The following is a 25,120-nucleotide window of genomic DNA, read 5'->3' as shown; positions in this document are numbered from 1 at the left end:
TTATTATAATGCTATAAATGAAAAGGTCAAACGAAAATTCATAGAAAGAAAGGCAAAGAACTTTATGGATAATAGATATTCTAGACAACAATTATTCAGTCCAATCGGTGAAAAAGGGCAGCAACAATTAAAAGAAAAGCATGTTTTGATGATAGGTGTAGGTGCATTAGGTAGTGCTAGTGCAGAGGCTCTAGTTAGGGCAGGTATTGGCAAGTTCACAATTATTGATCGGGATTATGTTGAGTGGAGTAATTTACAAAGACAACAACTGTATACTGAACAAGATGCTCAAGAAAAAGTTCCGAAAGTAATCGCTGCAAAAAATCGACTTCAACGTATTAATTCTGAGGTGGAAATTAACGCATTAATTTTAGATGCCGATACTGAGCAATTAGTAGGACTACTTGAAGATGTAGATATTATGATAGATGGGACAGATAATTTTGATATTCGTTTTATGATGAATGATTTGGCACAAAAATATAAAATTCCATGGGTTTATGGCTCTTGTGTTAGTAGTTATGGTGCGACTTATACGATCGTGCCAGGAAAAACACCTTGTTTACATTGTTTGCTAAAAGTCATGCCCAACACAGGGATGACATGTGATACGGTAGGAATCATCAGTCCAGCTGTCCAAATCGTAGCAGCTTACCAAGTAGCTGAAGTATTAAAACTTTTAGTCGGCGATGAAGGGGCAAGACGGAAAACTTTCTTAACTTTTGATGTTTGGAAAAATCAACATTATGAAATAAATGTGGAAAAAATGCGCAATGATAATTGTCCATCCTGTGGCCATAACCCCACATATCCTTATTTAGCCTATGAAAATCAAACCAAATTAGACATTTTATGTGGTAGAGATGCTGTGCAAATTCGTCCACCTAAACCGGTTCACTATAATTTAGAACAGCTTGCTAATCAACTTCGCCCTTATGGTGATATTCAACTAAATCCTTATTTACTTTCTTACCAAACACAAGATTATCGAGTTGTCGTTTTCCAAGATGGACGAGTGGTTATTCATGGTATACAGGATATACAACAAGCTAAAAGCATTTATTATCGTTTATTAGGATAAAGGAGTGGACCTGATGTTAGAAAAAAGAAAACTAATCCCAGTGGGGGAAGCTGTTCAACGGGTGATGGAATATGCCTTTCAAGAAAAAAAAGAGTTGGTCCCATTACTACAAGCCCATGGACGTTTTCTTGCAGAAGATGTCGCTGCAGATGCTGATGTACCAGCTTTTGATCGCTCACCTTATGATGGTTTTGCTATCCGGTCAGTGGATAGTAATGATGCAAGTTCAGAAAATCCTGTAACCTTTAAGGTTGTAGGAGAAATCGGTGCAGGCTTTGTATTTGAAGATACAGTAGGACAGCTAGAAGCGGTTCGTATTATGACGGGGGCTCCAATTCCAAAAGGGTGTGACGCAGTTGTTATGCTAGAATTAGCCCATACCTTTGAAGAAAATAACGAGATGTATATGTCCATTAAACGGACTTTTGAAGCGGGAACAAATATTTCCTACAAGGGAGAGGACGTTCAAAAAGGAGCTATCCTTTTAGAAAAAGGTCAATATATTAATCCAGGTGCTGTCGCTTTACTTGCTACTTTCGGTTATGACCAAGTGCCTGTTTTTCGAAAACCGATTATAGGCGTTATTGCAACTGGAAGTGAGTTGCTTGAACCCGGAGAATCTTTACAACCTGGAAAGATTCGAAATAGTAATGCGTATATGATGATGGCTCAAATTGAACGTGCTGGAGCAACCGCCAAATACTTTGGGAAATTTAGCGATGATTTGAATGTATGTATTGACGTTGTTAAAAACGCCTTGGAAGAAGTAGATCTATTAATTACTACAGGAGGAGTTTCTGTAGGTGATTATGATTACTTGCCAGCTATTTATGAAGCGATTGAAGCCAATGTATTGTTTAATAAAGTCGCAATGCGGCCGGGAAGTGTAACGACTGTTGCTGCTCGGGGAGAGAAAGTTTTATTTGGACTTTCAGGTAATCCTTCCGCTTGCTTTGTTGGATTTGAACTTTTTGTTCGTCCTATTATTCGCACTGCATTTAGTAATAAGCAGCCACATTTACGGAGAGAGTCCGCTGTTTTAGGTGCCGATTTTACAAAAGCAAATCCATTTACCCGTTTTGTCCGAGCGACAGTTTCGTACGATAACGGACAATTAGTTGCAGTACCTTCTGGTTTTGATAAATCGAGCGCGGTATCTTCCTTAGTGGAAGCGAATGCCTTAATTGTATTGCCTGGAGGTTCTCGAGGATACGAAAAAGGGATGCAAATCGATGTGTTATTGTTGGAAGATTTGCAAGGAAGTGAGTGGCCTTGGAACAACATCGTAAAATCCTACAAGTAGTAGGTTATCAAAATAGCGGAAAAACAACGTTAATGGAACGGCTTATTAGACAAGCAACGGCTCGTGGCCTAAAAGTAGGAACTATCAAGCATCATGGACATGGTGGAATTCCTATGAGCGAATCAAAAGATAGTTTTCGTCATGAACAGGCAGGGGCACAGGTAACAGCAGTTGAAGGAGATGGTACTTTGCGCATGAGTATTCATCAAAACAACTGGAATCTGGACGATATATTAGCGATTTATGCTTCTTTTAAAACCGATATCATCTTAATAGAAGGATATAAAGAAGAACATTTTTCGAAGGTTGTCCTGTTACGTACTTTAGAAGATCAAGCTTTACTTGAAAAAGTGTCCAATATTATTTGTGTGATATATTGGCCATCTTACCCATTAACAAAACCGCTAGAGTATCCAACATTCTCAATTCATGATACAGCACAGTATATGGAATTTTTAATGGCAGAAATGAGGGGGAAAATATGAGTACATCCTTTTTTGAAATCGTAGATAAACCTATTGACGTGGAGGAAGTTAGACAAAAAGTAGTAAGCCGAAACGCTGGTGCGATTACGATTTTCATCGGAACAGTACGTGAAATGACAAAGGGGAAGAAAACACTCCATTTGGAATATCAAGCCTATCCAGAGATGGCGATTAAAATGTTTGAGCAAATCGCTAAAGAAATACAAGAGAAGTGGCCAGAAGCGATCGTTGCGATAACCCATCGCGTTGGTCATCTAGAAATTTCGGATATTGCCGTCGTTATTGCGGTGTCATCGCCCCATCGTAAAATTGCTTATATGGCAAATGAATATGCAATTGATCGGATTAAACAAATCGTTCCTATTTGGAAAAAAGAATATTGGGAAGATGGGACGGAATGGATTGGCGATCAATTAGAAAATGTGCCCTATCCGAAAAATCTACCTAGCGAGGAAGGAGAACGCTCGTGATTAAAATATTGCTTTTTGCCCACTTACAAGAAACAATCGGTCAATCCGAGTTGAAAGTTGACGTGTCAGACTATACAGTTGGTCAATTGAAAGATTGGATGGAAAATCAATATCCACAACTTTCTTTACAAAATATGATGACAGCTGTTAATGAAGAATTTGCAACAGATGATATGATCGTAAAAGATGGAGATACAGTCGCCTTTATTCCACCTATTAGTGGGGGATGATAAATCCTTTAACATATTCCGAGCAAATCTAAAAAAGTCGATTCCTATTGTATAGGAAGTCGACTTTTTTTAGTTACAATTCATTTATGAATTTGGAGCCCCTCTTAGGGTAATAGGTAAATTTCATAATTTGGTGGCTCAGGCAATGTTGACTTATTTAAACGCCCTTCTTTGATTAATTCATCCAACGTTTTTTCTACATCCTCAGACTGAACACCAAATATATCTGCAATTTTTACTGTAGAAAGGGCTGTGTATTTCGGTTTTTTCGTTGAAGAAACAATCATATTTTGAACACGCTCATATAATACTTCCTTATCCATTTTTTTCAAACCTTTCTTATAATCAATTTCAAAAATGAATCAAATAGAGTATCCATTATAAGATTAACCTTTGAGCCTTTTTCTTATGCCTATTTGATTTATAAATTATTGGATTTTTAACGCAAAGACTACCGTTTTTTTATCGATAAGGTAAATATACATGATTATCCCTTTATTTATTGGACATACTTTGGAGGAATATTGTTTTGTAGGAGCATCCATCAAATATTGTAAATAAGGAGTAATGATATGAAACAAACTTCATTTTCCATCCAAATTAATGGGCAAGAATTTGCGGCCCATTCTGATCAAACCATTTTGGAAGTCGCCCAGGCAAATGAATCTTATATACCGAGTATCTGTTATCATCCTAATCTTGGAACTATTCAAACTTGTGATACATGTTTTGTCAATGTTGATGGTGAAATGGTCCGTGCATGCGCAACAAAAGTACAACCTGGTATGAATGTAGATACAAATTCTAAAGTTGTAAAAGATGCTCAGTATGAAGCAATGTCTAGAATATTAAAGAACCATGAGCTGTATTGTACAGTTTGTGACAATAATAATGGGAACTGTGTCGTTCATAATACAGCCGAATATTTGGAAATTGAACACCAAAAATATGAATTTGAAGCAAAGCCATACCCACCAGATCACTCCCACCCATTTTATCGATATGAGCCCGATCAATGTATTTTATGTGGAAGATGCGTAGAGGCATGTCAAGATCTACAAGTAAACGAAACATTGACTATTGATTGGAATCGAGAGAAGCCCCGCGTGATTTGGGACAACGATGTACCGATTGATGAATCTTCCTGTGTAAGTTGTGGACATTGTGTAACGGTTTGCCCATGTAATGCATTGATGGAGAAATCCATGCTCGGTGAAGCTGGTTATTTAACAAATATTCCACCTAAAATTTTAGAACCAATGATTGATTTAACAAAAGAAGTAGAACCAGGCTACAAGGAAATTTTTGCGATTTCCGAAATGGAAGCAGCGATGAGAAAGGCAAGAATTAAACGTACGAAAACGGTATGTACGTATTGTGGGGTCGGATGTAGCTTTGAAGTTTGGACAAAAGACCGTAAAATTTTAAAAATTGAGCCTCAAGAACATGCACCGGTTAATGGCATTTCTACATGTGTGAAAGGGAAATGGGGCTGGGATTATGTCAATAGTGAAGAGCGCCTAACAAAACCTTTAATTCGTAAAGGGAATGAATTTGTGGAAGCGACTTGGGATGAGGCCCTTAAATTAATTGCGTCAAAATTATCAGGTATTAAAGAACAATATGGACCTGATTCCATCGGATATATTGCTTCATCGAAATGTTCCAACGAGGAAAATTTCCTATTCCAAAAATTTGCCCGCGCGATTATGGGGACAAACAATGTTGATAATTGTTCAAGATATTGTCAATCACCTGCAACAGCAGCCCTTTTACGGACAGTTGGAATTGGAGGAGATTCTGGAACAATAAGAGACATTGAAAAGTCGGAATTGATAATTGTAATCGGTGCGAATCCAGCTGAATCCCATCCTGTTCTTGCAACGCGTATTAAACGTGCCCATAAGCTTCACGGACAAAAACTTATCGTGGCAGACTTGCGGGAAAACGAATTAGCACAGCGTGCGAACCTGTTTATTCATCCAAAACCTAGTACGGATCTTATTTGGATTTCCGCTGTAACAAAATATATTTTAGATCAAGGCTGGGAAGATAAAGAGTTCTTAAAAAATCGGGTAAACGGTTTGGATGAATATATTCAATCTTTAAATAAATACACGCTAGACTATGCTGAAAAGGCAACAGGACTATCAAAAGATGACATGATTCAAGTAGCTACTATGCTTCATAAGTCTAAAACGGCTTGCATACTTTGGGCGATGGGGGTTACCCAACATAAAGGTGCAACCGATACGAGTACTGCAATCGCTAACTTGCTACTTATCACTGGAAATTTCGGACGCCCAGGAACAGGAGCATATCCGCTTAGAGGACATAACAATGTTCAAGGTGCTTGTGATTTCGGTACAATGCCTGCATGGTTGCCTGGATATGAACCGATTCAAGATGACAAAGTTAGAAAACGTTATGAAGAAGCATGGGGAGTTACATTACCGAAGGACCCAGGTTTGGATAATCATCAAATGCTGGAAGGGGTTAAGGAAGGCAAACTGAAGGCGCTGTATTTATTTGGTGAAGAAATGGCATTGGTAGATTCAAACGTGAATTTTGTCGATTCGATGCTTGAGAAATTGGAATTTTTCGTTGTCCAAGATGTGTTCTTTAGTAAAACAGCCCAATTTGCTGATGTGGTATTGCCAGCATCCCCGAGCCTTGAGAAGGATGGTACGTTTGTTAATACAGAACGTCGAATTCAAAGGTTTTATAAAGTGTTTGAGCCCCTTGGTGATTCCAAACCGGATTGGATGATATTCCAAGAACTTGCGAATCTTCTCGGTGCGAATTGGAATTACCAACATCCAAGTGAAATTATGGATGAAGCAGCGAGTCTTGCGACATATTTTGCAGGTGTTAGTTATGAAAGGTTGGAAGGGTTCAACAGTCAAATTTGGCCGGTTAAAAAGGATGGTACGGATTCGCCACTGCTATACGAAAAACGATTTGTCTTCCCAGATGGCAAAGCGCGGCTTGTTCCAGTTGATTGGACGCCTCCTTTTGAAGCAGGAGAAGAATATGACCTACACCTTAATAACGGTCGTTTGTTAGAACATTTCCATGAAGGAAATATGACGTATAGATCTGAAGGTCTTACCCATAAAGTTCCCCATCCATGGCTTGAAATTTCGCCGGAATTGGCAAAGGAAAGGGGCGTTGAAGACGGTTCATTAGTACGTCTTACATCTCCATACGGACAAGTTAAAGTAAGAGCCATTGTCACGGACCGTGTAGCAGGAAAGGAATTGTACTTGACGATGAATACGCGGGAAGATGTTGAAGCAGTTAACCGTCTAACGAGTAGTTATCATGACTTGATTACCCATACGCCGAACTATAAAGAAATGGGTGTCAAAATGGAAGTATTGGAGCAAAAGGGAGAACCGCCGTTGCCAAAGGTAAATCATCGATTTGGAAATCGTATGCCGCAAATTAGTGTACGAGTGGAGGAGAAATGGAACCGAGATGATTTTACCCCAATTACAGATTTATTCGAAATAGGAGGAGAACAATATGGCGGAAGCAATCAAGCAAATTAGAAAAGAAATTCCTACTCCTGAAGAGGAACAATCACAAGCAATTTCAGAGATTATCGCTGCTTTAGCAAGTAATCGAGAAGCGATTATATCAACAATTGGAATTATTAAACATCTCCAAGATATGGGGGTGTTAGAAGCAATAAATGGCTTGCTTGAAAAACGGGTTGATGTAGGGTCAATTGCTATACAACAGGTCAACCAGCCGGGTATGCATAATATAATTAAAAACGGTATGAATACTTTTAAATTCCTTGGTCAATTGAATCCGGATGAATTACAAGTCCTTCTAAATGGAGTTACTCGTGGTCTAGAAAAATTAGGGGAAAGAATTGATCGAAATGATAAAGTAAGCTTATGGCAACTTGGAAATAGTTTTCGAAACGATGAAGTAAGGACGTCCCTCTTTACTATGCTAGGTTTGTTGGAAGGGATGGGAGAGGTATTTCAAAGGGATAAACGAGACCTACATTAAAAAGGAGATTGGATAAATTGGAAAAGGGAAGCATTAAAATTGAAGGATTACAAAATGAGGAAGATGTTCATAAAGTCCTTCAAGCTTTGGAATCAGTTTGGGGAGTCCGCGATGCAGAAGTAAGTTTAGCAAACAAAACGGCTACTTTTGCTTATGATGAGAAAGCTGCCTCCCATGTAGATTTTCTTCAAGCTGTAAAAGATATAGGGTATAACGTGTTGAATTAGCATGTGTCGATAAGATTTTGTTGGGAGGAGGAGCAAGATGAAAGTATGTGAAGTTTGTGGGTTTGAAGAAAACGAAGAACAGGAAAATAATGAACAACCTTCAACAAGAATACTTCATGTATGTGAAAACTGTAGAACGGATCGTGATTTTCCTTATTTTGAACATGAGGAGTTACAGTAATTTGAAGCGAGCACAAATTTAAACAGGTGTAGACAAACAATTTGTTTGTCTACACCTGTTTTATTTAACCTTAATCATTCTGTTTTACCCGTACAACTAGCAACATTAAAAAGGAAAGGATGACGATTGAAATGACCCACATCCACGCCAATTGCATATTACCAGAGTCAATCGCAATATAAATGGCAGTAGGAATTGTCTGTGTTTCTCCCGGAATGTTACCAGCGAACATTAAGGTAGCGCCAAATTCACCTAATGCCCGTGCAAAGCTTAATATCGCCCCAGAAATAAGACTTTTTGAAGCTAGGGGAATGGAAATAAATAAGAAAATTCTCCATTCGTTGGCGCCATCTACTCTAGCTGCCTCTTCGATATTAAGGTCGACTCCTTGAAAGCCTGATTTGGCCGACTGATACATGAGGGGAAAGGCTACTACAATCGAAGCGATGACAGCCGCCCACCAAGTGAAAATAATCGGTTGATGAAAAAGCCATTCAATAGCTTGTCCAGCTATACTATTCCTTCCAAAAACGACGATTAGGAAAAATCCAACAACTGTAGGCGGGAGAACCATAGGAAGCATGAGAAGGGTTTCTACAATGGCTTTTCCCTTAAAAGATTTTCTAGCAAAAATTCGGCCAATTAATGTTCCAAGCAAAATAACGACAATACCTGATATAGTCGCGATTTTGATGGACAACCAAATAGGGCTTAAAAATTCTTGCATAAAATCTTTATTTAGTAGTAAATCCATATTCCTCAAACACCTTTAACGCTTCGTCGCTTTGTAAGTACTCATAAAATTCCTTTGCTGCTTCGTAATGTTTGGAATCCTTTATAATGCCAACAGGGTAAATAATAGGAGAATGGGTAGCAGGATCGACAGAAGCAACAATTTCTACTTTATTTGAAACGGATGCATCGGTTTTATACACAATGCCAGCTTCCACATTACCGGTTTCAACATAGGATAATACTTGCCGAACATCCTTTGCATAGACTACTTTTGATTCAATATCTTTCCATAAATCCATCTTTTCAAGGGATTCTTTGGCGTATTTTCCTGCAGGCACTGTTTCAGGAGTTCCGATTGAAATTTTATCTGTTTCTGTTACAAGGTCTTCGAATTCTTTAATGGATTGATTTTCTTTCGGGACAACGAGTACAAGTTCATTTCCAAGAAGATCTATTCCATCCTCTTTTGCGATCATTCCCTCATCAACGAGCAAATCAAACTTATCTTCTGCAGCTGAGAAAAATAAATCCACCGGCGCTCCTTGTGAAATTTGTTGCTGCAAAGAACCAGAACCCCCAAAGTTGAATTGCAACGTAATTTCGGGATGTTCTTCTTCGTATGTATGTTGAATAACATCCATTGCATCTTTTAAACTAGCTGCTGCTGAAATAGTTAATTGCTCCTCCTTACTTTCAGAGGTTTGTTCCTGCTTGTCTGAAGATGGATCTGCCTGTTCGTTATTAGAACATGCTGCGACAAAGATAAGTAAAAATAAGAAAATAGTTGTGAATTTAAAGCGATTTTGCATGTTTAGACTCCTATCATCCTTTATAGGAAATTATTTATAACAATTTTTATTCCATTCCTTTAAATAAACATTTTAAACTGACAATTATTCATCTAGTGTAATGCGATTTTTTGTTTCGTAATCGAAAAAATGAACTTTATTCATATCCAATGCTAGTTTGAACATTTGTCCTTGTTGGACAACAGATTGTGTATCGATTCGTGCAGTGAATGGTTGCCCTGCGATTTGCGAATGGAGAATATTTTCTGCCCCTAACAACTCTATAACTTCTATTTTTGCATCAATAAAAGAATCTACTGTAGATGTTTTATGAAAATCGTGAAAATCTTCTGGACGGATACCCATTATGATTTCTTTGTTCAAATACCCTTGTTTACGTAAATCCATCATTTTACTTTCTGGAATCGGGATTGACAAATGGCCAATACGGATTTTGCCATCTAAAAGGGTACCAGAAAAAAAGTTCATCGGAGGTAAGCCAATAAAGCCTCCAACAAAAACATTATTAGGCTTTTCGTACACTTCTTTAGGAACACCAACTTGTTGAATGACCCCGTTGTTCATTACAACTAGGCGAGTTGCCATTGTCATTGCTTCTGTTTGGTCATGGGTTACGTAAATGGTAGTCGTTTGTAACCGTTGATGTAGCTTTATAATTTCAGTACGCATTTGGGTACGGAGCTTTGTATCTAAATTTGAAAGCGGCTCATCCATTAAGAATACTTTGGCATCTCGAACAATGGCACGACCTAATGCTACCCGTTGACGTTGCCCACCTGAAAGAGCCCTTGGTTTGCGGCTTAAATATTTTTCAATATCTAAAATATGGGCAGCCTCTTTTATACGACGATCAATTTCATCCTTTGGGAATTTACGACTTTTTAAACCAAATGCCATGTTTTGATAGACGTTCAAATGGGGATAAAGGGCGTAGTTTTGGAAAACAAAAGCAACATCACGATCTTTTGGAGAAACATCGTTCATCGGTTTTCCATCCATTAGAATGATACCTTGTGAGAGATCTTCTAAGCCGGCTACTAGTCGTAAAAGGGTAGACTTTCCACAACCTGAAGGTCCAACTAAAACAATAAATTCTTTATCTTTTATATCAAGGTTGAAGTCTTTTACTGCTTGTATATTATTATTGTAAGTTTTATATATGTGTTGTAGCTTTAATTCAACCATAACCACCATCCTTTTAAAACTATGTAGTCCCGTTGGTAGATAAAAAAATAAACGCGTATAAATATACTGCACACATTGTAGGATAATATCATGAATAATTTTTTATACCTTATTATAATATAATAGATTGATATGTGTTTCATTTATAACACTTTATCAGTATTAGATATTCTAAAAATAGGTGTGATTGAAAAGGATAACTAGCATGAATCTTGTCATTTACCTTTAGATGTGGAGATATATTCTCTATATTGGGGGGAATGGGGGAATCTTATAACTTTCTGAATAGTATTTATTGGTAATTTGTTTCGATTTATTTTATTTTACTTTAAACATTAATTCCGAAATAAAAAGAATGCCCAAAAGCAAAGCTTATTGGACATCCTTAAAAATAAATTACATAGTACTAATATCAATAACGAAGCGATATTTTACATCTGAAGCTAGTACGCGTTCGTAAGCTTCATCAATTTGATCAGCTGAAATAACTTCAATTTTAGGAACAATGTTATGTTTTGCACAGAAGTCTAGCATTTCTTGAGTTTCACGGATACCACCAATCATTGAACCGGCAAAGGAACGACGATGCCCAATTAAATTCATCACACCGACTGATAACGGTTCTGCAGGGGCACCAACATTTACTAATGTGCCATCAAGTGCTAGTAATCCTAAATATGCATCTAGATTAATCTTTGCACTAACTGTGTTAATGATTAAGTCAAAAGTTCCGGCAAGTTTTTCGAATGTTTCTGGATCACTTGTTGCATAGTAATGATCTGCCCCTAATTCAAGACCATCTTCTTTTTTCTTCAATGTTTGGGATAGAACTGTTACTTCGGCACCCATTGCATGAGCAATTTGGACAGCCATATGACCAAGACCACCCATACCGACAATCGCTACGTTTTTACCAGGAGCCGCTCCCCAATGTTTTAATGGAGAATAAGTCGTAATCCCGGCACAAAGAAGTGGAGCTGCAACATCAAATTCGATGTTATCAGGGATTCTCAAGACGAAGTCCTCAGATACAACAATGTGAGTAGAATAGCCGCCTTGAGTAGGCTCGCCATATTTATCTACACCAGCATACGTTTGGATATTTCCTTTAAGGCAATATTGTTCTTCCCCTTTAAGGCAGTTTTCACATTCACCACAGGAGTCAACCATACATCCGACGCCAACTCGGTCGCCTACTTTGTATTTTGTCACATTTGGCCCAACCGCTGTAACAACCCCTGCAATTTCATGGCCAGGAACAAGTGGATAATGGACTGGACCCCACTCACCATGGGCAGTATGAATGTCAGAATGGCAAATGCCGGCATATTTAATTTCAATTAGCACATCATGTAAATCAAGATCACGTCGTTTAATTTCGGCTGGACGGAACGGTTTGTCAGGACCATCAACAGCTCTAGCTTTAGCAGTTATCATAATATACCTCCTATAATACAATTCCTTTTACAAGAGGATAGAGGTGATATCCTACTATTTCTCTTGCAATTCAATGTTACTCCTTATAGTTAACTCTAGGTCAATAGTTAATTTCTACTGAAAGTTTGTTCAAATGATTGGTAGTAAGTATGGTTAGTGAGTTTATCGTAGCAGTCGTTATAACTTTCGTTGGAAGTGGGCTGGTAGAGATAGTAATATCGGAGAGAGGGAATTCCATATGAAAAGATATAAAAAACCACTTCATTGTTTGAAATGAAGTGGTTTTCGTCTGTTTTATTGAATACGTAAAATCGGTTTAATTGCTTCGCCTGATTTTGATGCTTCAAAAGCTTCGTTAATTTGGTCGAAATCAAAGAATTTTACTAATTTATCAAATGGGAATTGACCTGCTTTGTAATATTCAACTAATTGTGGAATAAAGACGTTAGGTACAGCGTCGCCTTCAATAACACCCATCATCGTTTTTCCTTCAGCCATTATATCGTTATGAACATCAATATTCATTTCCGGTGTAACACCAACGATTGCAGCAGTACCAAGGGGACGTAGGGCTTGTAAACATTGTCGAACAACTGGTGGAACCCCTGTTGTATCTACGGCGTATTTTGTACCGCCATTTGTCAATTCTTTAATTTCTTTTACGACATCTACTTTTGTTCCGTTAAATGTATGTGTAGCTCCAAGTTCTTTTGCTAGTTCTAAACGTGAATCGTGTACATCAACTGCAATAATTGTTTTACAGCCTACGATTTTAGCAGCCATAATCGCACTTAAACCAACTGCTCCAGCACCATAAATCGCAATTGTTGAACCGAATTCTGGTTTCATTTTATTTAATACAGTACCTGCCCCTGTTTGAATTCCGCATCCTAGAGGACCAAGTAAAGCTAAATCGACATCTTTATCAACTTTTACTACATTGCGCTCATGGGCAATGGCAAAGGTACCGAAAGAGGATTGACCGAAAAATGTAGAAAGGGGTTGTCCATCTTTTGATAAGCGGTGAGTATGGTCGTCATGCATACCACCAAAGTTTAAGTCATTGAACGTTTCACAAACGGATGGGTGACCTGTTAAACAGTTATCACAATGACCACAATGGGCAAAGGATAATACAACATGATCACCTTTTGCGAAACGAGTAACACCTGACCCAACTTCTTCAACAATACCAGCACCCTCATGACCAAGTACGGCAGGAAGGGGAGCGATGGCTGCATCCCTTGCAACAGCATCTGTATGACAAACACCTGTTGCAACAATTTTAACTAATACTTCATTTGCTTTTGGTGCAGCTAATTCTACTTCTTCAAGAACAAAATCTTGCCCTTGTCCATTTGTAACAGCAGCTTTAATTTTCATGGGAAAACACTCCTAAAATAATATTTTATTTCATGGATATTTCGAACGTATTTATCGTAATCCTATGGAAAAATCGGTACAATAGTTCAGAGTGAATAACTATATACATTATGATTCATAAGGGGGGAGAATATGCAGTTATTACAGTTACATTATTTTTTAACTGTTGCAAAGACCGAGCATATGTCTCATGCTGCATCTGCTTTAAATATTTCACAATCATCTTTAAGTAAAACGATTGCTAAATTAGAAGATGATATAGGAGTCCCTTTATTTGATAGAAATGGAAAGAACATTCGACTGAATCGTTATGGAAAATATTTTGCAAAAGAAGTAGAACGAGCGCTAAGAATTTTAGAAGATGCCCATGAAGCTGTTCAAGAAATGGCTGGGATAGAGGAAGATCAAGTCTCTGTAAGTGTGATGAGCTCTACTATTCTCCCTCCTATTTTTAGAAGTTTTTATGAAAGACGACCGAATGTCCGAATCTATCAATCCATCCTACCTGATGTAGTTGCTAAAGAGCGGTTAATTAGTGGGGAAATTGAGCTATGTGTTTCCAATACCCCGATTATAGGACAGGGCATTGAGTGGCTTCCTGTCTTAAAAGAACGGTTAGATTTAATCGTTCCGAAAGATCATTGGTTAGCCCAATATGATGAAATTGATTTAATCGAAGCGAAAAATGAGCGCTTTATCGGCTATAAATCAGGATTAGAATCGGTTAGTATGTTTGAGCACTGTTGCTTACAATCCGGCTTTAAACCGAACATCGTTTTCGAAGGAACCGAATTATCGATTGTTTTACAGCTAGTCGATGAAGGACAAGGGATTTCCTTCTATCCCGAGTATTCCTTTTTAGGCAATCATTTAAAAAATACAAAAATTATTCGTTTGAAAAATGACCACTGCTTCCAAATGGTAGGATTCGCTTGGTTGAAAGATAGAAAGTATTCCTACGTAGCAACACAGTTTCGCCAACATATGATTCAAGCATTTGCTGACATTAATAAAAATAGTAATAGTAGTTTAATAAAATAGTTTCATAAGGTAACGAAAAAAGCGCAATGTGGCTTCCTTTTGAGACCATCATTTTGCGCTTTTATTGTTTAATTATTAAAGTTTTTTTAAGCATTGCTCAATGCTTCCTGTTTCTCATTTATCTCAATTTCAAAACCAAGGTCTTCTAGCATTTGATAGTCAACATTTACTTCTTGACCAGCTGTTGTTAAATAATCACCAACAAAGATGCTATTGGCAGCGTATAGGGCAAGAGGTTGTAGTGTACGTAAATTCACTTCGCGACCACCTGCAACTCGAATTTCTTTTGTTGGATTCATATAACGAAACAATGCGAGAACTTTTAAACAATAGATTGGATTTAATTCTTTCGTACCTTCGAGCTTTGTCCCATCAATGGCATTAAGGAAATTAATTGGAATCGAATCAGCATTCAACTCTCTTAATGCTCGTGCAATTTGAATAACATCTTCTTTCGTTTCTTTCATGCCAATGATTGCTCCAGAACATGGGGAAAGACCATGTTTTTTTACAATGTCAATTGTATTGATGCGATCTTCATAAGTGTGAGTTGTTGTTATATAAGAATGATGACGTTCTGATGTATTCACATTATGATTATAGCGATCAACACCAGCTTGTTTTAACTGTTCTGCCTGTTCGTCTTTTAGCAATCCAAGGCAAGCGCAAACTTTTAGCCCGTATTTTTCTTTAATTTCTTTCACTGCTTCACTCACTACATTCACATCTTTACGTGTCGGTCCGCGTCCACTTGCGACGATACAATAAGTACCGATTTTATTTTCAAAAGCACGTTTTGCCCCTTCTAATATTTCCTCTTTTGTAATAAATGGATATTTTTCAATTGGCGCCTTAGATTTAGATGATTGGGAACAATAACCGCAATCTTCAGGACAATATCCACTTTTGGCATTCATAATCATATTTAATTTTACTTTTTTACCATAATAGTATTTACGGATTTGAAATGCACCGTTAAGTAGAGGAAGTAATTCATCATCATCGCTATTTAGTATCGCTAGCGCTTCATCTTCACTTAATTGTTTCCCATCAATTACTTCTTTCGCAAGCTGAGTCCACATCTATTTCTCCCCCAATGTTCTTGATTGTTTAATAGGTAGTATTTTTAAAACTTTTTGCAGTCGGAATGCTAATAAGGCAGCGAAGATTCCAAGAATAATATCTTTTGGGAGTGGTATTAGCATCCAGCCCCAAATCAGCTGATAGGAAAGTTCAGGTGGTGCATCTGCCCAAACTTTATAGGACATGTACATCCAATTCGTTCCTACTAAATAGATAATGATCATTGAGGTTAATGCTGCTACAATGTAGGACGTTAATGTTTGGAATGTTTCTACAAGTTTTCCTGCCGTATAAGCCGAAAGAATAAAAACTAAAATAAATCCAAATGTAGGTGACAAAATACTGTCAAAGCCGCCACTAAATTTGGCAAAAACAGGGGCTCCTGCTAAGCCAATCAACATGTAAACTGTACATGCAATCGCACCATTTCTACTTCCTAACACAAGTCCTGCTAGCACAGCAAAAAAAGTTTGTAGTGTAATGGGTACCCCTCCAACAACAAAGAATGGGGCAAAGGATGTAATATTTGCTCCAATCATCATTAACGTTGCGAACATTCCACAGTACACTAAATCTAATGCATTGGTTTTAAAGATTGTCCTTTGAACTGTACTCATAAATCATAACCTCCCTTTTACGTTAACTTAAATTTTAATTAAGTTAACACAAATTTAAAGGATTTCATAATTTTTGTCAATTACCATTGTTAATGGTTGTGGTATATGGGATTTCTCATTGAAGGTGAGGACTTAAAGCGGGAAAGAACAAAGATTATTGTTACGGGATAAAAATGGAGAATTGAAACGTTTAGATCTGGGCAGAGCATTAAAAGTAGGAAGACTAAAAACCCCGTTCGAGTTTGAACGGGGTTCTGCTTGTAACAAGGCTTTATTCCTTTTACAAATCAAGATTTGGAATGAGGGGGTGTAAAAATATTCTAAAATAACTTTTGTAAGATCGGTTTCTATAAACGTCCTAATCAAGAAAACATTTTTAAATCATTCCATAACGACTTAAAAACGTATTTCTTACTGTACATACCCAAGCTGAGAAGAAATTACTCGAGACGTGTTTAATATTTTTTCTGCTAATTCTTCTTCAATACGCTCCATGGTGATTCGGGTGCTTGGACCAGAAATACTGAAGGAGGCAATAATATTACCCGAATAATTGTATATAGGCGCAGCGATACATCGAATTCCTTCTTCATTTTCAATGTTATCGAGGGCGTATCCAGTTTTTTGAATATGATGAATTTCTTGAAGTAAATCAGTAGGTGTTAAAATGGTGTTATTAGTGCGTTTCTTAAATTGAATTCTTGTCATGATATCCTTTAAATAGTTGTCATCTTTACCTGAAAGCATCATTTTCCCAACACCAGTACAATACATCGGGGCGCGACTACCTATGCGAGAATACATTCGTATTGTCTGGTTACTCTCGATTTTATCGATATAAACGACCTCTTCATTTTCCTCAATACATAAATGTACTGTTTCGTTAATTTCTTTCACTAACTTTTCTAAGTAAGGTCTTGCAACAGTAATTAAACTAGTATTACTTAAAACATTTCGTGTTAAATATAAAACTCGATAGCTAAGGAAATATCGGTCTGTTTCCATATCTTTTCGTACATATTGCAACTCGATTAATGTTGAGAGTAATCGATGGACCGTGCTTTTCGATAATCCAGTTTCAGCAGCTAATTTCGTAATTTGCATACCGTTTGGATGCTCAGATAAATGTTCTAATATGCTGAAAGCGCGTTCAATAGATTGTACGGTTGCCATTTTATTTCTCCACCATTTCTAATATTTTCAATATTTTTCGTAACCTTTAACAATCATATTCGAAAATCAATAGATTTGTAAATCATATAGCAAAATATTAACAGTTGTTAGTATAATTTGCTGAAAAATCAATTTTTTCTTGTAATTATTATTTATTGTGCATATAATGTTTATGAAACGGAACGGTGTTCTACAATGTGGAACAACCTACTTATTTGTTAGCGCTTTCTTTATAAAAAAGGGGGAGAAACTATGAAAATTGTTTATGCACATCACCCTGAAGATGTGAAACATTACACAACGGAAAAATTACGTGAAGAATTTTTAATGGAAAAAGTTTTTGTTGAAAATGCTGCGACATTGCATTATAGCCATGTAGATCGAATTATTTACGGAGGCATTTATCCGATTAACGAAAAAATTACACTAGATGCAGGAAAAGAACTAGCTGCTAAGTACTTTTTAGAGCGACGTGAAATGGGTGTCATTAATATCGGTGGTCCAGGACGAATTGTTTGTGACGATGAAACTTTTGAAATTGGTCATAAAGAAGCACTATACATTGGGAGAGGAACGGAAGAATTATATTTTGAATCGATTGATTCTAGCAATCCATCAAAATTTTATATCAATTGTTGTCCAGCCCATGCTAAATATCCGACGGTAAAAATTGACCAAGAAAAGGCTATCAAGCGTCCTATGGGAACAGACAGTAACATGAATAAACGAGTTATTAATCAATACATACATCCTGATGTATTAGAAACATGTCAATTAAGTATGGGAATGACGGAATTAGCAGAGGGCAGTGGTTGGAATACAATGCCTTGTCATACCCACGAACGTCGTATGGAAGTATATTTTTATTTTGATATGGAAGAAGATACGAGGGTATTCCATTTAATGGGGCAACCTAACGAGACTCGTCACATTGTTATAGCGAATGAACAGGCAGTACTATCACCTAGTTGGTCGATTCACTCCGGCATTGGCACAAATAATTATACGTTCATCTGGGGAATGTGCGGAGAAAATTTAGACTTTGATGATATGGATCACGTTGCAATGAAAGATTTGAAATAACGCAAAATGGGTGATGACAAATGAAAGTAATTATTTCCGACTGTGACCATGCGGATATTCAAATAGAACAAGAGATTTTTAGAAAGCATCATATTGAGTTTGAGTTGCAACAAAATGAGACAGAGGATGATCTAATTCAACATTGCCAAGATGCCTCTGTCATCATTAATCAATATGCGCCATTTACAGAAAAGGTCTTATCTCAATTACCGAATTTAAAGTTAATCGTTCGTTATGGTGTAGGGGTTAATAATATTGATTTAACAGCAGCTACGAAATATGGAGTTCAAATTTGTAATGTTCCTGACTATGGTACCCATGAAGTAGCGGATCATGCATTGGCATTAATGCTAGCGCTTACAAGGAAAATAACGAAAATGAATCGTTTAGTAAAAGAAGGTATTTGGGATTATCAAGAAAGTATTCCTATTTTTCGTCATAGTGAGCAAGTCGTTGGCGTAATCGGTGTCGGTCGTATCGGTTCTGAGTTTGCCAAAAAAGTGCATGCATTAGGATGTAAGGTAATTGCTTATGACGTTTCAGCACAACATAAAAAATATGAATCTAATTTATCGTTTATAGAATTTGTTGAGTTTGAGCAGCTTGTTACGCAGGCTGATATTATTTCTATTCATTGTCCGTCGGATCAGGCAATGAATCTCATTAATGAAAGCGTTTTAAAAAGAATGAAGCCTACGAGTTATTTAATCAATGTGTCACGGGGTGGCATTGTTGATGAAGACGCTTTATATGAAGCGTTAGCTTCCAATCACATTGCTGGCGCGGCTTTGGACGTTTCGGTAAAAGAACCGATTACGACTGATTCCCCACTTCTTACCCTTGAGAACTTTATTTGTACGCCGCATATGGCGTGGTATTCAGAGCAAGCAGCTCAAGAGTTAAAAAGAAAAGTGGCGGAAGAAGCAGTAAGGTATGTGAAGAACGAAAAGCTTCATTATCCTGTTAATCAAATTTAATGAAAACACATATTGGAGGGGACCAAGGTGAAAAAATCATTCAAACAATTTATGTTTTTAGGGGTTATCGCCCTTGTATTAACCATATTAGCAGCTTGTGGCGGCGATGGAGCTAAAGAAACGGAAGCAGAAGGAACGAGTTCTAACGGTAAAACTCAAGTATTGAAAGTGGCATTTAACCAACCAGAAAACCATCCACAATATAAGGCGATGGAAGAGTTCGGTGAAAAATTGAAAGAACGTACGAACGGCGCATATGAAATTGAAATTTTCCCAAATGAATTATTAGGTGCACAACGCGAAACGATTGAATTAGTGCAAACAGGTACAATCGCGATGTCTATCGTTGCAGGTAGTTTACTAGAAAACTTCAATGAAGACTTTGCAGTATTCAATTTACCATACGTTTTTGAATCAGCTGAACATCAAATGTCTGTTTTAAATGATCAAGAAATTGTAGGAGATTTGTATTCTTCACTAAAAGATCAAGGATTATTTGTTGCTGGTGCATTCCACTCAGGCGTACGAAACGTATATAACAGTGAAAAACCAATCAACACACCGGAAGATTTAAAAGGATTAAAAATTCGTATTATTGAATCAGATACGAACATTAAAATGATGGAACAAATGGGTGGTACTGGTACACCAATGGGTCAAGGTGAAGTATATACTGCTATTCAATCAGGTGTTATTGACGGTGGGGAAAATAATGAATTAATTTATTCTAACCTTAAACATGCGGAAATCGCCCCTTACTATTCTTATACAAAGCACTTAATGTTCCCAGACTACTTACTTGTTAATTCCCAATTATTTGACGGCATGAGCGAAGAACATCAACAAATCTTTAAAGAAGAGCTACTTGCAGCCATTGATCGTGAAGTGGAAATGTGGGATGAAGATGTGAAAAAAGCGATTGAAGATGCAGAAGCAGCAGGAGCGAAATTTAACGAAGTCGATATCGAGCCATTCCGCAAAGCTACTGAATCATTAGTTCAAGAGAAGTTAACATCTGATACTGCTAAAAATTTATATGAAAAAGTTCGTGAAGCAGCGAAATAAATGGTGGTGATTTCATATGGAAGCAATTAAAAAAGTGCTTGATAAGGTGTTATCAACTATATGCGTCGTATTGTTCGGCGCATTAGTTATTCTTGTTACATGGCAAGTGTTTACCCGTTTAGTATTAAACGATCCAAGTGCTATTTCAGAAGAGTTAGCAAAATATTGTTTTGTATGGTTAGTCCTATTTGGTGCTGCTTTTGTATTTGGAGAAAATGGCCATATGCGTATTGAATTTATTCAGGATGCATTGCCAGTAAAACTGAAAATGGGTACTCAGATTTTTATAGAACTAAGTATTATTGTCTTCTCTGCTCTTGTTTTATTATCCGGTGGTTTAACAATAACAAAATTAGCATGGACGCAAATGTCTGCAGCATTGCAAATACCTGTCGGTTATTTGTATGCCGCAATGCCAATAAGCGGATTGTTTATTATTTTCTACTGCGTTTATAACATTTATATTATTTCAAAAACGAAAAAGCCATTGGAAATAGTGGATTAACAAGGAAGGGGCAGTATAAGCGATGGTTTCTGCAGGAATAGCAGGTTTAATTTTATTTGCAGCAGTGGCATTTTTCCTTATCATTGGTGCACCAATTAGTATTAGTGTAGGAATTGCCTCCGTGCTTGCAATGTTTTCCATATTAGATCCTGAAAACGCTCTTCAAACTTCGGCACAACGTATGTTTACCGGGATGAATTCCTTTACGCTACTAGCCATTCCGTTCTTTATTTTAGCTGGAGTAATTATGAATAATGGCGGTATTGCAATGCGTTTAGTAAATTGTGCAAAAGTTTTAGCAGGACGTATGCCAGGTTCATTAGCACAAACAAATGTATTAGCAAATATGATGTTCGGTTCCATTTCAGGCTCTGGGGTTGCTGCGGCAGCTGCTGTTGGTTCAACGATGGCCCCGATGCAAGAAAAGGAAGGGTACGATCGTGCATTTAGTGCGGCAGTTAATATTGCCTCTGCACCAACAGGTATGTTAATTCCACCGAGTAATACGTTAATCGTATTCTCTTTAGTAAGTGGAGGAACATCCATTGCAGCATTATTTATGGCGGGTTATATTCCAGGAATTTTATGGGGTATCGCCTGTATGATTGCAGCTTTTATTATTGCAAAACGAAGAGGCTATAAATCAAATGAAAAAGTTCCCTTTAAAGTAGCGTTAAAAGTGTTCATTGATGCGATTCCTAGTTTGTTACTTATCATCATTGTAATTGGAGGAATTATTCTAGGGGCCTTTACAGCTACAGAAGGTTCGGCTATAGCCGTCGTATATGCTTTATTGCTTTCGTTTATATATCGAACGATTAAAATAAAAGATTTACCTAGAATTTTAATAGAATCAACCCGCACAACGGCAATTGTTATTTTCTTAATAGGTGTTTCTACTATTATGTCATGGGTGATGTCATTTACAGGAATTCCAAGACTAATCGCTGATACGTTACTTGGATTTACAGATAATATGATCATTATTTTGATCATTATGAATATCGTTCTTTTAATTGTAGGTACCTTTATGGACCCGACACCGGCTATCTTGATTTTCACGCCTATTTTCTTACCAATCGCATTGCAATTTGGTATGGACCCGGTACATTTCGGAATTATGGTTGTATTCAATTTAAGCATTGGTACGATTACGCCGCCAGTAGGACCGGTTTTATTTGTCGGAGCTCGTGTAGCAAAATTGAAAATCGAACAAGTCATTCGCCCGTTAATACCATTTTTTGCTGTCACGGTTGTCGTATTATTATTAGTAACTTACATACCTGATCTTTCATTATGGTTACCGAAGTTACTAGGCCTCATTGAATAGCAATGAATTAGGGCGTCCGAAAGTATGAGTTAAATTACTTTTGGTCGCTTTTCCTATATGGTAAGGAAAATTTTAGAAAGAAGGTTGAAAAACGTGAAGGCCATTTTTTATACAGCAGGGAACAAAGTGGAATGTAAAGAAGTAAATAAGCCGAATGTGCCGCCAGGATATGTTCTATTAAAAAATGCATACGCAGGTATTTGTGGTACTGATTTAAATATATTTGCAGGTACACACCCAAGGGCACAAGCTCCTCTCATTTTAGGCCATGAATTTTCGGCCACTATTGCAAGTGAACATCCGAAATATCCCATTGGCACAAAGGTGACGGTTAATCCTTTAATTAGTTGTGGTACTTGTATTCCATGTCGTATCGGGCAATCCCATGTTTGTAATAATTTGAAATTAGTAGGAATTGATGTAGATGGGGGAATGGCTGATTATGTAGCGGTCGAAGCAAATAAAGTGATTCCATTACCGGAAAATGTTTCGTTAAAACTTGGTGCCCTAACTGAGCCGATTGCAGTAGCTGTCCATGCCGTTCGTACAGCGAAGTTTTTAGTTGGAGATCGGGCGGTTGTCTATGGAGCTGGAACGATTGGTTTATGTGTTGCTTTAACATTACGAGCATTTGGTGCTTCAGAAGTGATCGTCGTTGAAGCGAATGAACTTCGTCTACAAAAAGCCCAACAATTAGGATTTAAAACTTTTAATTCGTTGAAAGATGATGTTGAAAATGAGCTAGCGGATATGACGAATCAAGAAGGAATCGATTATGTATTTGATTGTGCAGGTCATCCAGCTGTTTTAGCTCAAGTTACAGAAATCGTGAAAGTTCAAGGAACGATTGTCATTGTTGCCGCTTATAAAAAGCCAACGGAAATGAACTTAATTCAAGGTATGTTTAAAGAATTATCGATTCAATTCGTTCGAGTTTATACAAATCGGGATATGGAATTAGCTTTAGATTTATTATCAAGATTTGAAGAATTTTCAAAGATCATTACCCATGTTTTAAGTCCAGAACAAGCGATGGAAGGCTTTGAATTATTAACTACACCAACAGATGCGATTAAAGTGTTATACGCATTTCAGGAGGAGACCGATGCATCGATTATTTGATTTAACTGGTAAAAATGCAGTTGTTACAGGTGGTAGTCGCGGGTTAGGAAAGGAAATTGCCCTAGGTTTAGCTGAAGCTGGAGCAAACGTCGCGATTATCTCGAGGAAGGAAAGTCCAGAAGTAGTTAAAGAGCTTGAGCAATTCGGCGTAAATGCAGTATCTATTGCCTTTGATATTGGGAACATCCCAATGCATAAAGAATTACTTCATTTAATAGAAGAAAAGCTAGGGGAAGTTGATATTTTAGTTAACAATGCGGGTGTGCAAAAAAGACATCCAGCAGTGGAATTTCCTCAAGAAGATTGGAATTATGTTATGAACGTAAATGCTAACGCTGTCTTTAGTTTATGTCAAACCTTTGGCAAACCAATGTTAGAGCGGGGCTATGGGAAAATCATTAATGTCGCTTCCCTGCTTTCCTTCCAAGGTGGCTTCACTGTACCGGCCTATGCGGCTAGTAAAGGGGCAGTTATGCAATTTACAAAATCGTTAGCTAATGAATGGGCATCAAAGGGAGTCAATGTCAATTGTGTCGCACCTGGCTATATGGCGACAGAAATGAATGAAGCGCTCATCCATGATGAAGTAAGAAGTAGACAAATTCTCGAACGTATTCCAGCTGGACGTTGGGGAACTGGGAAGGATATGCAAGGTGCAGTCATTTTCTTAGCTTCACAGGCATCAGACTATGTCCATGGTTTTACGATTGCAATTGATGGCGGTTGGTTAGGTAGATAGTGTAATCATTTCTTTTAATTTAACTCTAAAACAGTAGATGGAAAAGGAGAGAGATAGATGAGCTTTCAATTAGACTTTTTTTCATTAAAAGGTAAAACGGCATTAGTGACAGGAGCACGTACAGGGATTGGCCAAGCGATTTCCGTTGGATTAGCAGCAGCTGGTGCCCATTTAATACTTGTTGGACACCAAGATAACATGCAGGAAACGCAAAATAAAATTGCTGAATTACAAGGGACGTATGAAACGTTCTTAATTGATCTTAGTGATGTTGAAAATTTAAAAGCGAATCTTCAACCAATCTTAGAGAAATATTCGATTGATATTTTAGTCAATAATGCAGGGGTCATTTATCGTGAACCGGCGGCAGCCCATAACGTAAATGAATGGAACCGTGTAATGGATGTGAATATTAATTCGGTATTTACTCTCTGTCAAACAATTGGAAATCAAATGATTGAAAAGAAATCAGGAAAAATTATTAATATCGCTTCATTACTATCGTTCCAAGGTGGCATTAATGTGCCAAGTTATACAGCAAGTAAACATGCGATAGCAGGTTTAACGAAAGCTTTAGCAAACGAATGGGCATCCCAAGGTGTACAAGTGAATGCCATTGCACCGGGGTATATTTCAACAAACAATACAGAGGCACTTCGCAATGATGAAGTTCGAAATCAATCGATTTTAGAACGAATACCTGCAGGACGTTGGGGTCAAGCTGATGATTTGGCGGGAGCAGCAGTATTTTTAGCATCCCGTGCATCCGATTACGTGTCAGGTCATGTTTTAGTTGTAGATGGAGGATGGATGGGCCGTTAAATCTAGTTTTA

At 37.4% G+C, this 25,120-nt stretch carries 27 protein-coding genes; 18 read left to right on the top strand and 9 right to left on the bottom strand.

The window, feature by feature from the left end; translation table 11 throughout:
* The first annotated feature begins 64 nt into the window (after positions 1 to 64).
* From ACH0B5_RS00240 to moaD, 5 genes are read left to right on the top strand one after another with little or no spacing between them, the layout of a single operon-like run.
* Positions 65 to 1,081: a thiazole biosynthesis adenylyltransferase ThiF gene (locus ACH0B5_RS00240; RefSeq protein WP_122972995.1), complete on the top strand. Its 1,017-nt coding sequence runs from the start codon at positions 65 to 67 to the stop codon at positions 1,079 to 1,081.
* Positions 1,082 to 1,094: 13 nt separating this feature from the next.
* A complete protein-coding gene (locus ACH0B5_RS00235) occupies positions 1,095 to 2,384 on the top strand; it encodes a molybdopterin molybdotransferase MoeA (RefSeq protein ID WP_406927222.1) in 1,290 nt (429 codons plus the stop codon).
* Entirely contained in the window at positions 2,348 to 2,869 is a 522-nt protein-coding gene (gene mobB, locus ACH0B5_RS00230; protein ID WP_406927221.1) for a molybdopterin-guanine dinucleotide biosynthesis protein B, read from the top strand. Before ACH0B5_RS00235 ends, mobB begins: the two co-directional genes overlap by 37 nt.
* Positions 2,866 to 3,339 carry a molybdenum cofactor biosynthesis protein MoaE gene (locus ACH0B5_RS00225; RefSeq protein WP_341362540.1) on the top strand — a complete coding sequence of 158 codons (474 nt, stop codon included), beginning with the start codon at positions 2,866 to 2,868 and terminating at the stop codon, positions 3,337 to 3,339. The genes mobB and ACH0B5_RS00225 overlap by 4 nt, the downstream gene beginning before the upstream one ends.
* Positions 3,336 to 3,569, top strand: coding sequence for a molybdopterin converting factor subunit 1 (gene moaD, locus ACH0B5_RS00220; protein WP_341362539.1), 234 nt, complete (start codon positions 3,336 to 3,338; stop codon positions 3,567 to 3,569). Before ACH0B5_RS00225 ends, moaD begins: the two co-directional genes overlap by 4 nt.
* 104 nt (positions 3,570 to 3,673) lie before the next feature.
* Here the strand turns inward: moaD and ACH0B5_RS00215 are convergent, their stop codons facing one another.
* Entirely contained in the window at positions 3,674 to 3,892 is a 219-nt protein-coding gene (locus ACH0B5_RS00215) for a PCI domain-containing protein (protein ID WP_341362538.1), read from the bottom strand.
* Positions 3,893 to 4,141: 249 nt separating this feature from the next.
* On the opposite strand from ACH0B5_RS00215, the gene fdhF reads away from it, so the two are divergent.
* The 4 genes from fdhF to ACH0B5_RS00195 are packed head-to-tail and all read left to right on the top strand — an operon-like array spanning position 4,142 to position 8,003.
* A complete protein-coding gene (gene fdhF, locus ACH0B5_RS00210) occupies positions 4,142 to 7,123 on the top strand; it encodes a formate dehydrogenase subunit alpha (protein ID WP_122972991.1) in 2,982 nt (993 codons plus the stop codon).
* On the top strand, positions 7,098 to 7,595 hold the full coding sequence (locus tag ACH0B5_RS00205) for a helical membrane plugin domain-containing protein (protein WP_406927220.1): 498 nt from the start codon (positions 7,098 to 7,100) through the stop codon (positions 7,593 to 7,595). Before fdhF ends, ACH0B5_RS00205 begins: the two co-directional genes overlap by 26 nt.
* Before the next feature lie 17 nt (positions 7,596 to 7,612).
* Positions 7,613 to 7,822, top strand: a complete 210-nt coding sequence (locus ACH0B5_RS00200) for a heavy-metal-associated domain-containing protein (RefSeq protein ID WP_122972993.1) — start codon at positions 7,613 to 7,615, stop codon at positions 7,820 to 7,822.
* Between the two features lie 37 nt (positions 7,823 to 7,859).
* Complete coding sequence (locus tag ACH0B5_RS00195; RefSeq protein WP_174232701.1) at positions 7,860 to 8,003, top strand: hypothetical protein; 144 nt, start codon at positions 7,860 to 7,862, stop codon at positions 8,001 to 8,003.
* Positions 8,004 to 8,073: 70 nt separating this feature from the next.
* Here ACH0B5_RS00195 and modB read toward each other — a convergent pair whose 3' ends face one another.
* From modB to ACH0B5_RS00170, 5 genes are all read right to left on the bottom strand, one after another.
* Complete coding sequence (gene modB, locus ACH0B5_RS00190; RefSeq protein WP_341362536.1) at positions 8,074 to 8,757, bottom strand: molybdate ABC transporter permease subunit; 684 nt, start codon at positions 8,755 to 8,757, stop codon at positions 8,074 to 8,076.
* A complete protein-coding gene (gene modA, locus ACH0B5_RS00185; protein WP_406927219.1) occupies positions 8,738 to 9,547 on the bottom strand; it encodes a molybdate ABC transporter substrate-binding protein in 810 nt (269 codons plus the stop codon). Before modA ends, modB begins: the two co-directional genes overlap by 20 nt.
* Positions 9,548 to 9,631: 84 nt before the next feature.
* The gene (locus ACH0B5_RS00180; protein WP_122972600.1) at positions 9,632 to 10,732 is read right to left on the bottom strand and encodes an ABC transporter ATP-binding protein; all 1,101 of its coding nucleotides are present in this window, start codon (positions 10,730 to 10,732) and stop codon (positions 9,632 to 9,634) included.
* Positions 10,733 to 11,128: 396 nt separating this feature from the next.
* Positions 11,129 to 12,169 (bottom strand): NAD(P)-dependent alcohol dehydrogenase, encoded by a 1,041-nt coding sequence (locus tag ACH0B5_RS00175; RefSeq protein WP_122972601.1) that lies wholly within the window; start codon positions 12,167 to 12,169, stop codon positions 11,129 to 11,131.
* 294 nt (positions 12,170 to 12,463) lie between these two features.
* Positions 12,464 to 13,552: an NAD(P)-dependent alcohol dehydrogenase gene (locus ACH0B5_RS00170; RefSeq protein ID WP_122972602.1), complete on the bottom strand. Its 1,089-nt coding sequence runs from the start codon at positions 13,550 to 13,552 to the stop codon at positions 12,464 to 12,466.
* 132 nt (positions 13,553 to 13,684) lie between these two features.
* Here ACH0B5_RS00170 and ACH0B5_RS00165 point away from each other — a divergent pair, with 132 nt between their 5' ends.
* Entirely contained in the window at positions 13,685 to 14,593 is a 909-nt protein-coding gene (locus ACH0B5_RS00165) for a LysR family transcriptional regulator (RefSeq protein ID WP_122972603.1), read from the top strand.
* An 86-nt stretch (positions 14,594 to 14,679) separates the two neighbouring features.
* On the opposite strand, the gene bioB is transcribed toward ACH0B5_RS00165, so the two are convergent.
* The 3 genes from bioB to ACH0B5_RS00150 form a co-directional block, all read right to left on the bottom strand.
* Positions 14,680 to 15,675: a biotin synthase BioB gene (gene bioB, locus ACH0B5_RS00160; RefSeq protein WP_122972604.1), complete on the bottom strand. Its 996-nt coding sequence runs from the start codon at positions 15,673 to 15,675 to the stop codon at positions 14,680 to 14,682.
* Positions 15,676 to 16,293 (bottom strand): biotin transporter BioY, encoded by a 618-nt coding sequence (locus ACH0B5_RS00155; protein ID WP_122972605.1) that lies wholly within the window; start codon positions 16,291 to 16,293, stop codon positions 15,676 to 15,678.
* A gap of 411 nt (positions 16,294 to 16,704) precedes the next feature.
* On the bottom strand, positions 16,705 to 17,466 hold the full coding sequence (locus tag ACH0B5_RS00150) for an IclR family transcriptional regulator (protein ID WP_122972606.1): 762 nt from the start codon (positions 17,464 to 17,466) through the stop codon (positions 16,705 to 16,707).
* A gap of 252 nt (positions 17,467 to 17,718) precedes the next feature.
* On the opposite strand from ACH0B5_RS00150, the gene kduI reads away from it, so the two are divergent.
* The 8 genes from kduI to kduD all read left to right on the top strand — a co-directional run bounded on the left by kduI (position 17,719) and on the right by kduD (position 25,109).
* Positions 17,719 to 18,549, top strand: coding sequence for a 5-dehydro-4-deoxy-D-glucuronate isomerase (gene kduI / locus ACH0B5_RS00145; protein WP_406927218.1), 831 nt, complete (start codon positions 17,719 to 17,721; stop codon positions 18,547 to 18,549).
* A gap of 20 nt (positions 18,550 to 18,569) precedes the next feature.
* Positions 18,570 to 19,526, top strand: a complete 957-nt coding sequence (locus tag ACH0B5_RS00140; protein ID WP_122972608.1) for a C-terminal binding protein — start codon at positions 18,570 to 18,572, stop codon at positions 19,524 to 19,526.
* A gap of 27 nt (positions 19,527 to 19,553) precedes the next feature.
* Positions 19,554 to 20,591 carry a TRAP transporter substrate-binding protein gene (locus tag ACH0B5_RS00135; protein WP_241559335.1) on the top strand — a complete coding sequence of 346 codons (1,038 nt, stop codon included), beginning with the start codon at positions 19,554 to 19,556 and terminating at the stop codon, positions 20,589 to 20,591.
* 16 nt (positions 20,592 to 20,607) lie between these two features.
* Positions 20,608 to 21,096 (top strand): TRAP transporter small permease, encoded by a 489-nt coding sequence (locus tag ACH0B5_RS00130; RefSeq protein ID WP_122972609.1) that lies wholly within the window; start codon positions 20,608 to 20,610, stop codon positions 21,094 to 21,096.
* 22 nt (positions 21,097 to 21,118) lie between these two features.
* Positions 21,119 to 22,426 carry a TRAP transporter large permease gene (locus tag ACH0B5_RS00125; protein WP_406927217.1) on the top strand — a complete coding sequence of 436 codons (1,308 nt, stop codon included), beginning with the start codon at positions 21,119 to 21,121 and terminating at the stop codon, positions 22,424 to 22,426.
* A gap of 93 nt (positions 22,427 to 22,519) precedes the next feature.
* On the top strand, positions 22,520 to 23,548 hold the full coding sequence (locus ACH0B5_RS00120) for a zinc-dependent alcohol dehydrogenase (protein ID WP_241559336.1): 1,029 nt from the start codon (positions 22,520 to 22,522) through the stop codon (positions 23,546 to 23,548).
* Positions 23,532 to 24,287 (top strand): SDR family NAD(P)-dependent oxidoreductase, encoded by a 756-nt coding sequence (locus ACH0B5_RS00115; protein ID WP_122972612.1) that lies wholly within the window; start codon positions 23,532 to 23,534, stop codon positions 24,285 to 24,287. The genes ACH0B5_RS00120 and ACH0B5_RS00115 overlap by 17 nt, the downstream gene beginning before the upstream one ends.
* A 57-nt stretch (positions 24,288 to 24,344) precedes the next feature.
* On the top strand, positions 24,345 to 25,109 hold the full coding sequence (kduD, locus tag ACH0B5_RS00110; RefSeq protein WP_122972613.1) for a 2-dehydro-3-deoxy-D-gluconate 5-dehydrogenase KduD: 765 nt from the start codon (positions 24,345 to 24,347) through the stop codon (positions 25,107 to 25,109).
* Positions 25,110 to 25,120: the final 11 nt, after the last annotated feature.

Origin of the sequence: Ureibacillus sp. 179-F W5.1 NHS, assembly GCF_045369345.1 — a bacterium.
GTDB lineage: Bacteria > Bacillota > Bacilli > Bacillales_A > Planococcaceae > Ureibacillus > Ureibacillus halotolerans.
The sequence above is the reverse complement of the archived record's forward strand: the minus strand, read 5'-3'. Positions and strand labels throughout refer to the sequence as shown.

Coding starts and splice junctions, on each gene's coding strand:
- ACH0B5_RS00155 (WP_122972605.1), bottom strand. CDS start 16,293: ATGAGTACAGTTCAAAGGACAATCTTTAAAACCAATGCATTAGATTTA.
- ACH0B5_RS00205 (WP_406927220.1), top strand. CDS start 7,098: ATGGCGGAAGCAATCAAGCAAATTAGAAAAGAAATTCCTACTCCTGAA.
- ACH0B5_RS00225 (WP_341362540.1), top strand. CDS start 2,866: ATGAGTACATCCTTTTTTGAAATCGTAGATAAACCTATTGACGTGGAG.
- ACH0B5_RS00130 (WP_122972609.1), top strand. CDS start 20,608: ATGGAAGCAATTAAAAAAGTGCTTGATAAGGTGTTATCAACTATATGC.
- ACH0B5_RS00175 (WP_122972601.1), bottom strand. CDS start 12,169: ATGATAACTGCTAAAGCTAGAGCTGTTGATGGTCCTGACAAACCGTTC.
- ACH0B5_RS00180 (WP_122972600.1), bottom strand. CDS start 10,732: ATGGTTGAATTAAAGCTACAACACATATATAAAACTTACAATAATAAT.
- modB (WP_341362536.1), bottom strand. CDS start 8,757: ATGGATTTACTACTAAATAAAGATTTTATGCAAGAATTTTTAAGCCCT.
- ACH0B5_RS00170 (WP_122972602.1), bottom strand. CDS start 13,552: ATGAAAATTAAAGCTGCTGTTACAAATGGACAAGGGCAAGATTTTGTT.
- ACH0B5_RS00125 (WP_406927217.1), top strand. CDS start 21,119: ATGGTTTCTGCAGGAATAGCAGGTTTAATTTTATTTGCAGCAGTGGCA.
- ACH0B5_RS00165 (WP_122972603.1), top strand. CDS start 13,685: ATGCAGTTATTACAGTTACATTATTTTTTAACTGTTGCAAAGACCGAG.
- kduD (WP_122972613.1), top strand. CDS start 24,345: ATGAGCTTTCAATTAGACTTTTTTTCATTAAAAGGTAAAACGGCATTA.
- ACH0B5_RS00195 (WP_174232701.1), top strand. CDS start 7,860: ATGAAAGTATGTGAAGTTTGTGGGTTTGAAGAAAACGAAGAACAGGAA.
- ACH0B5_RS00150 (WP_122972606.1), bottom strand. CDS start 17,466: ATGGCAACCGTACAATCTATTGAACGCGCTTTCAGCATATTAGAACAT.
- ACH0B5_RS00215 (WP_341362538.1), bottom strand. CDS start 3,892: ATGGATAAGGAAGTATTATATGAGCGTGTTCAAAATATGATTGTTTCT.
- modA (WP_406927219.1), bottom strand. CDS start 9,547: ATGCAAAATCGCTTTAAATTCACAACTATTTTCTTATTTTTACTTATC.
- fdhF (WP_122972991.1), top strand. CDS start 4,142: ATGAAACAAACTTCATTTTCCATCCAAATTAATGGGCAAGAATTTGCG.
- ACH0B5_RS00140 (WP_122972608.1), top strand. CDS start 18,570: ATGAAAGTAATTATTTCCGACTGTGACCATGCGGATATTCAAATAGAA.
- ACH0B5_RS00240 (WP_122972995.1), top strand. CDS start 65: ATGGATAATAGATATTCTAGACAACAATTATTCAGTCCAATCGGTGAA.
- ACH0B5_RS00235 (WP_406927222.1), top strand. CDS start 1,095: ATGTTAGAAAAAAGAAAACTAATCCCAGTGGGGGAAGCTGTTCAACGG.
- ACH0B5_RS00115 (WP_122972612.1), top strand. CDS start 23,532: ATGCATCGATTATTTGATTTAACTGGTAAAAATGCAGTTGTTACAGGT.
- bioB (WP_122972604.1), bottom strand. CDS start 15,675: ATGTGGACTCAGCTTGCGAAAGAAGTAATTGATGGGAAACAATTAAGT.
- kduI (WP_406927218.1), top strand. CDS start 17,719: ATGAAAATTGTTTATGCACATCACCCTGAAGATGTGAAACATTACACA.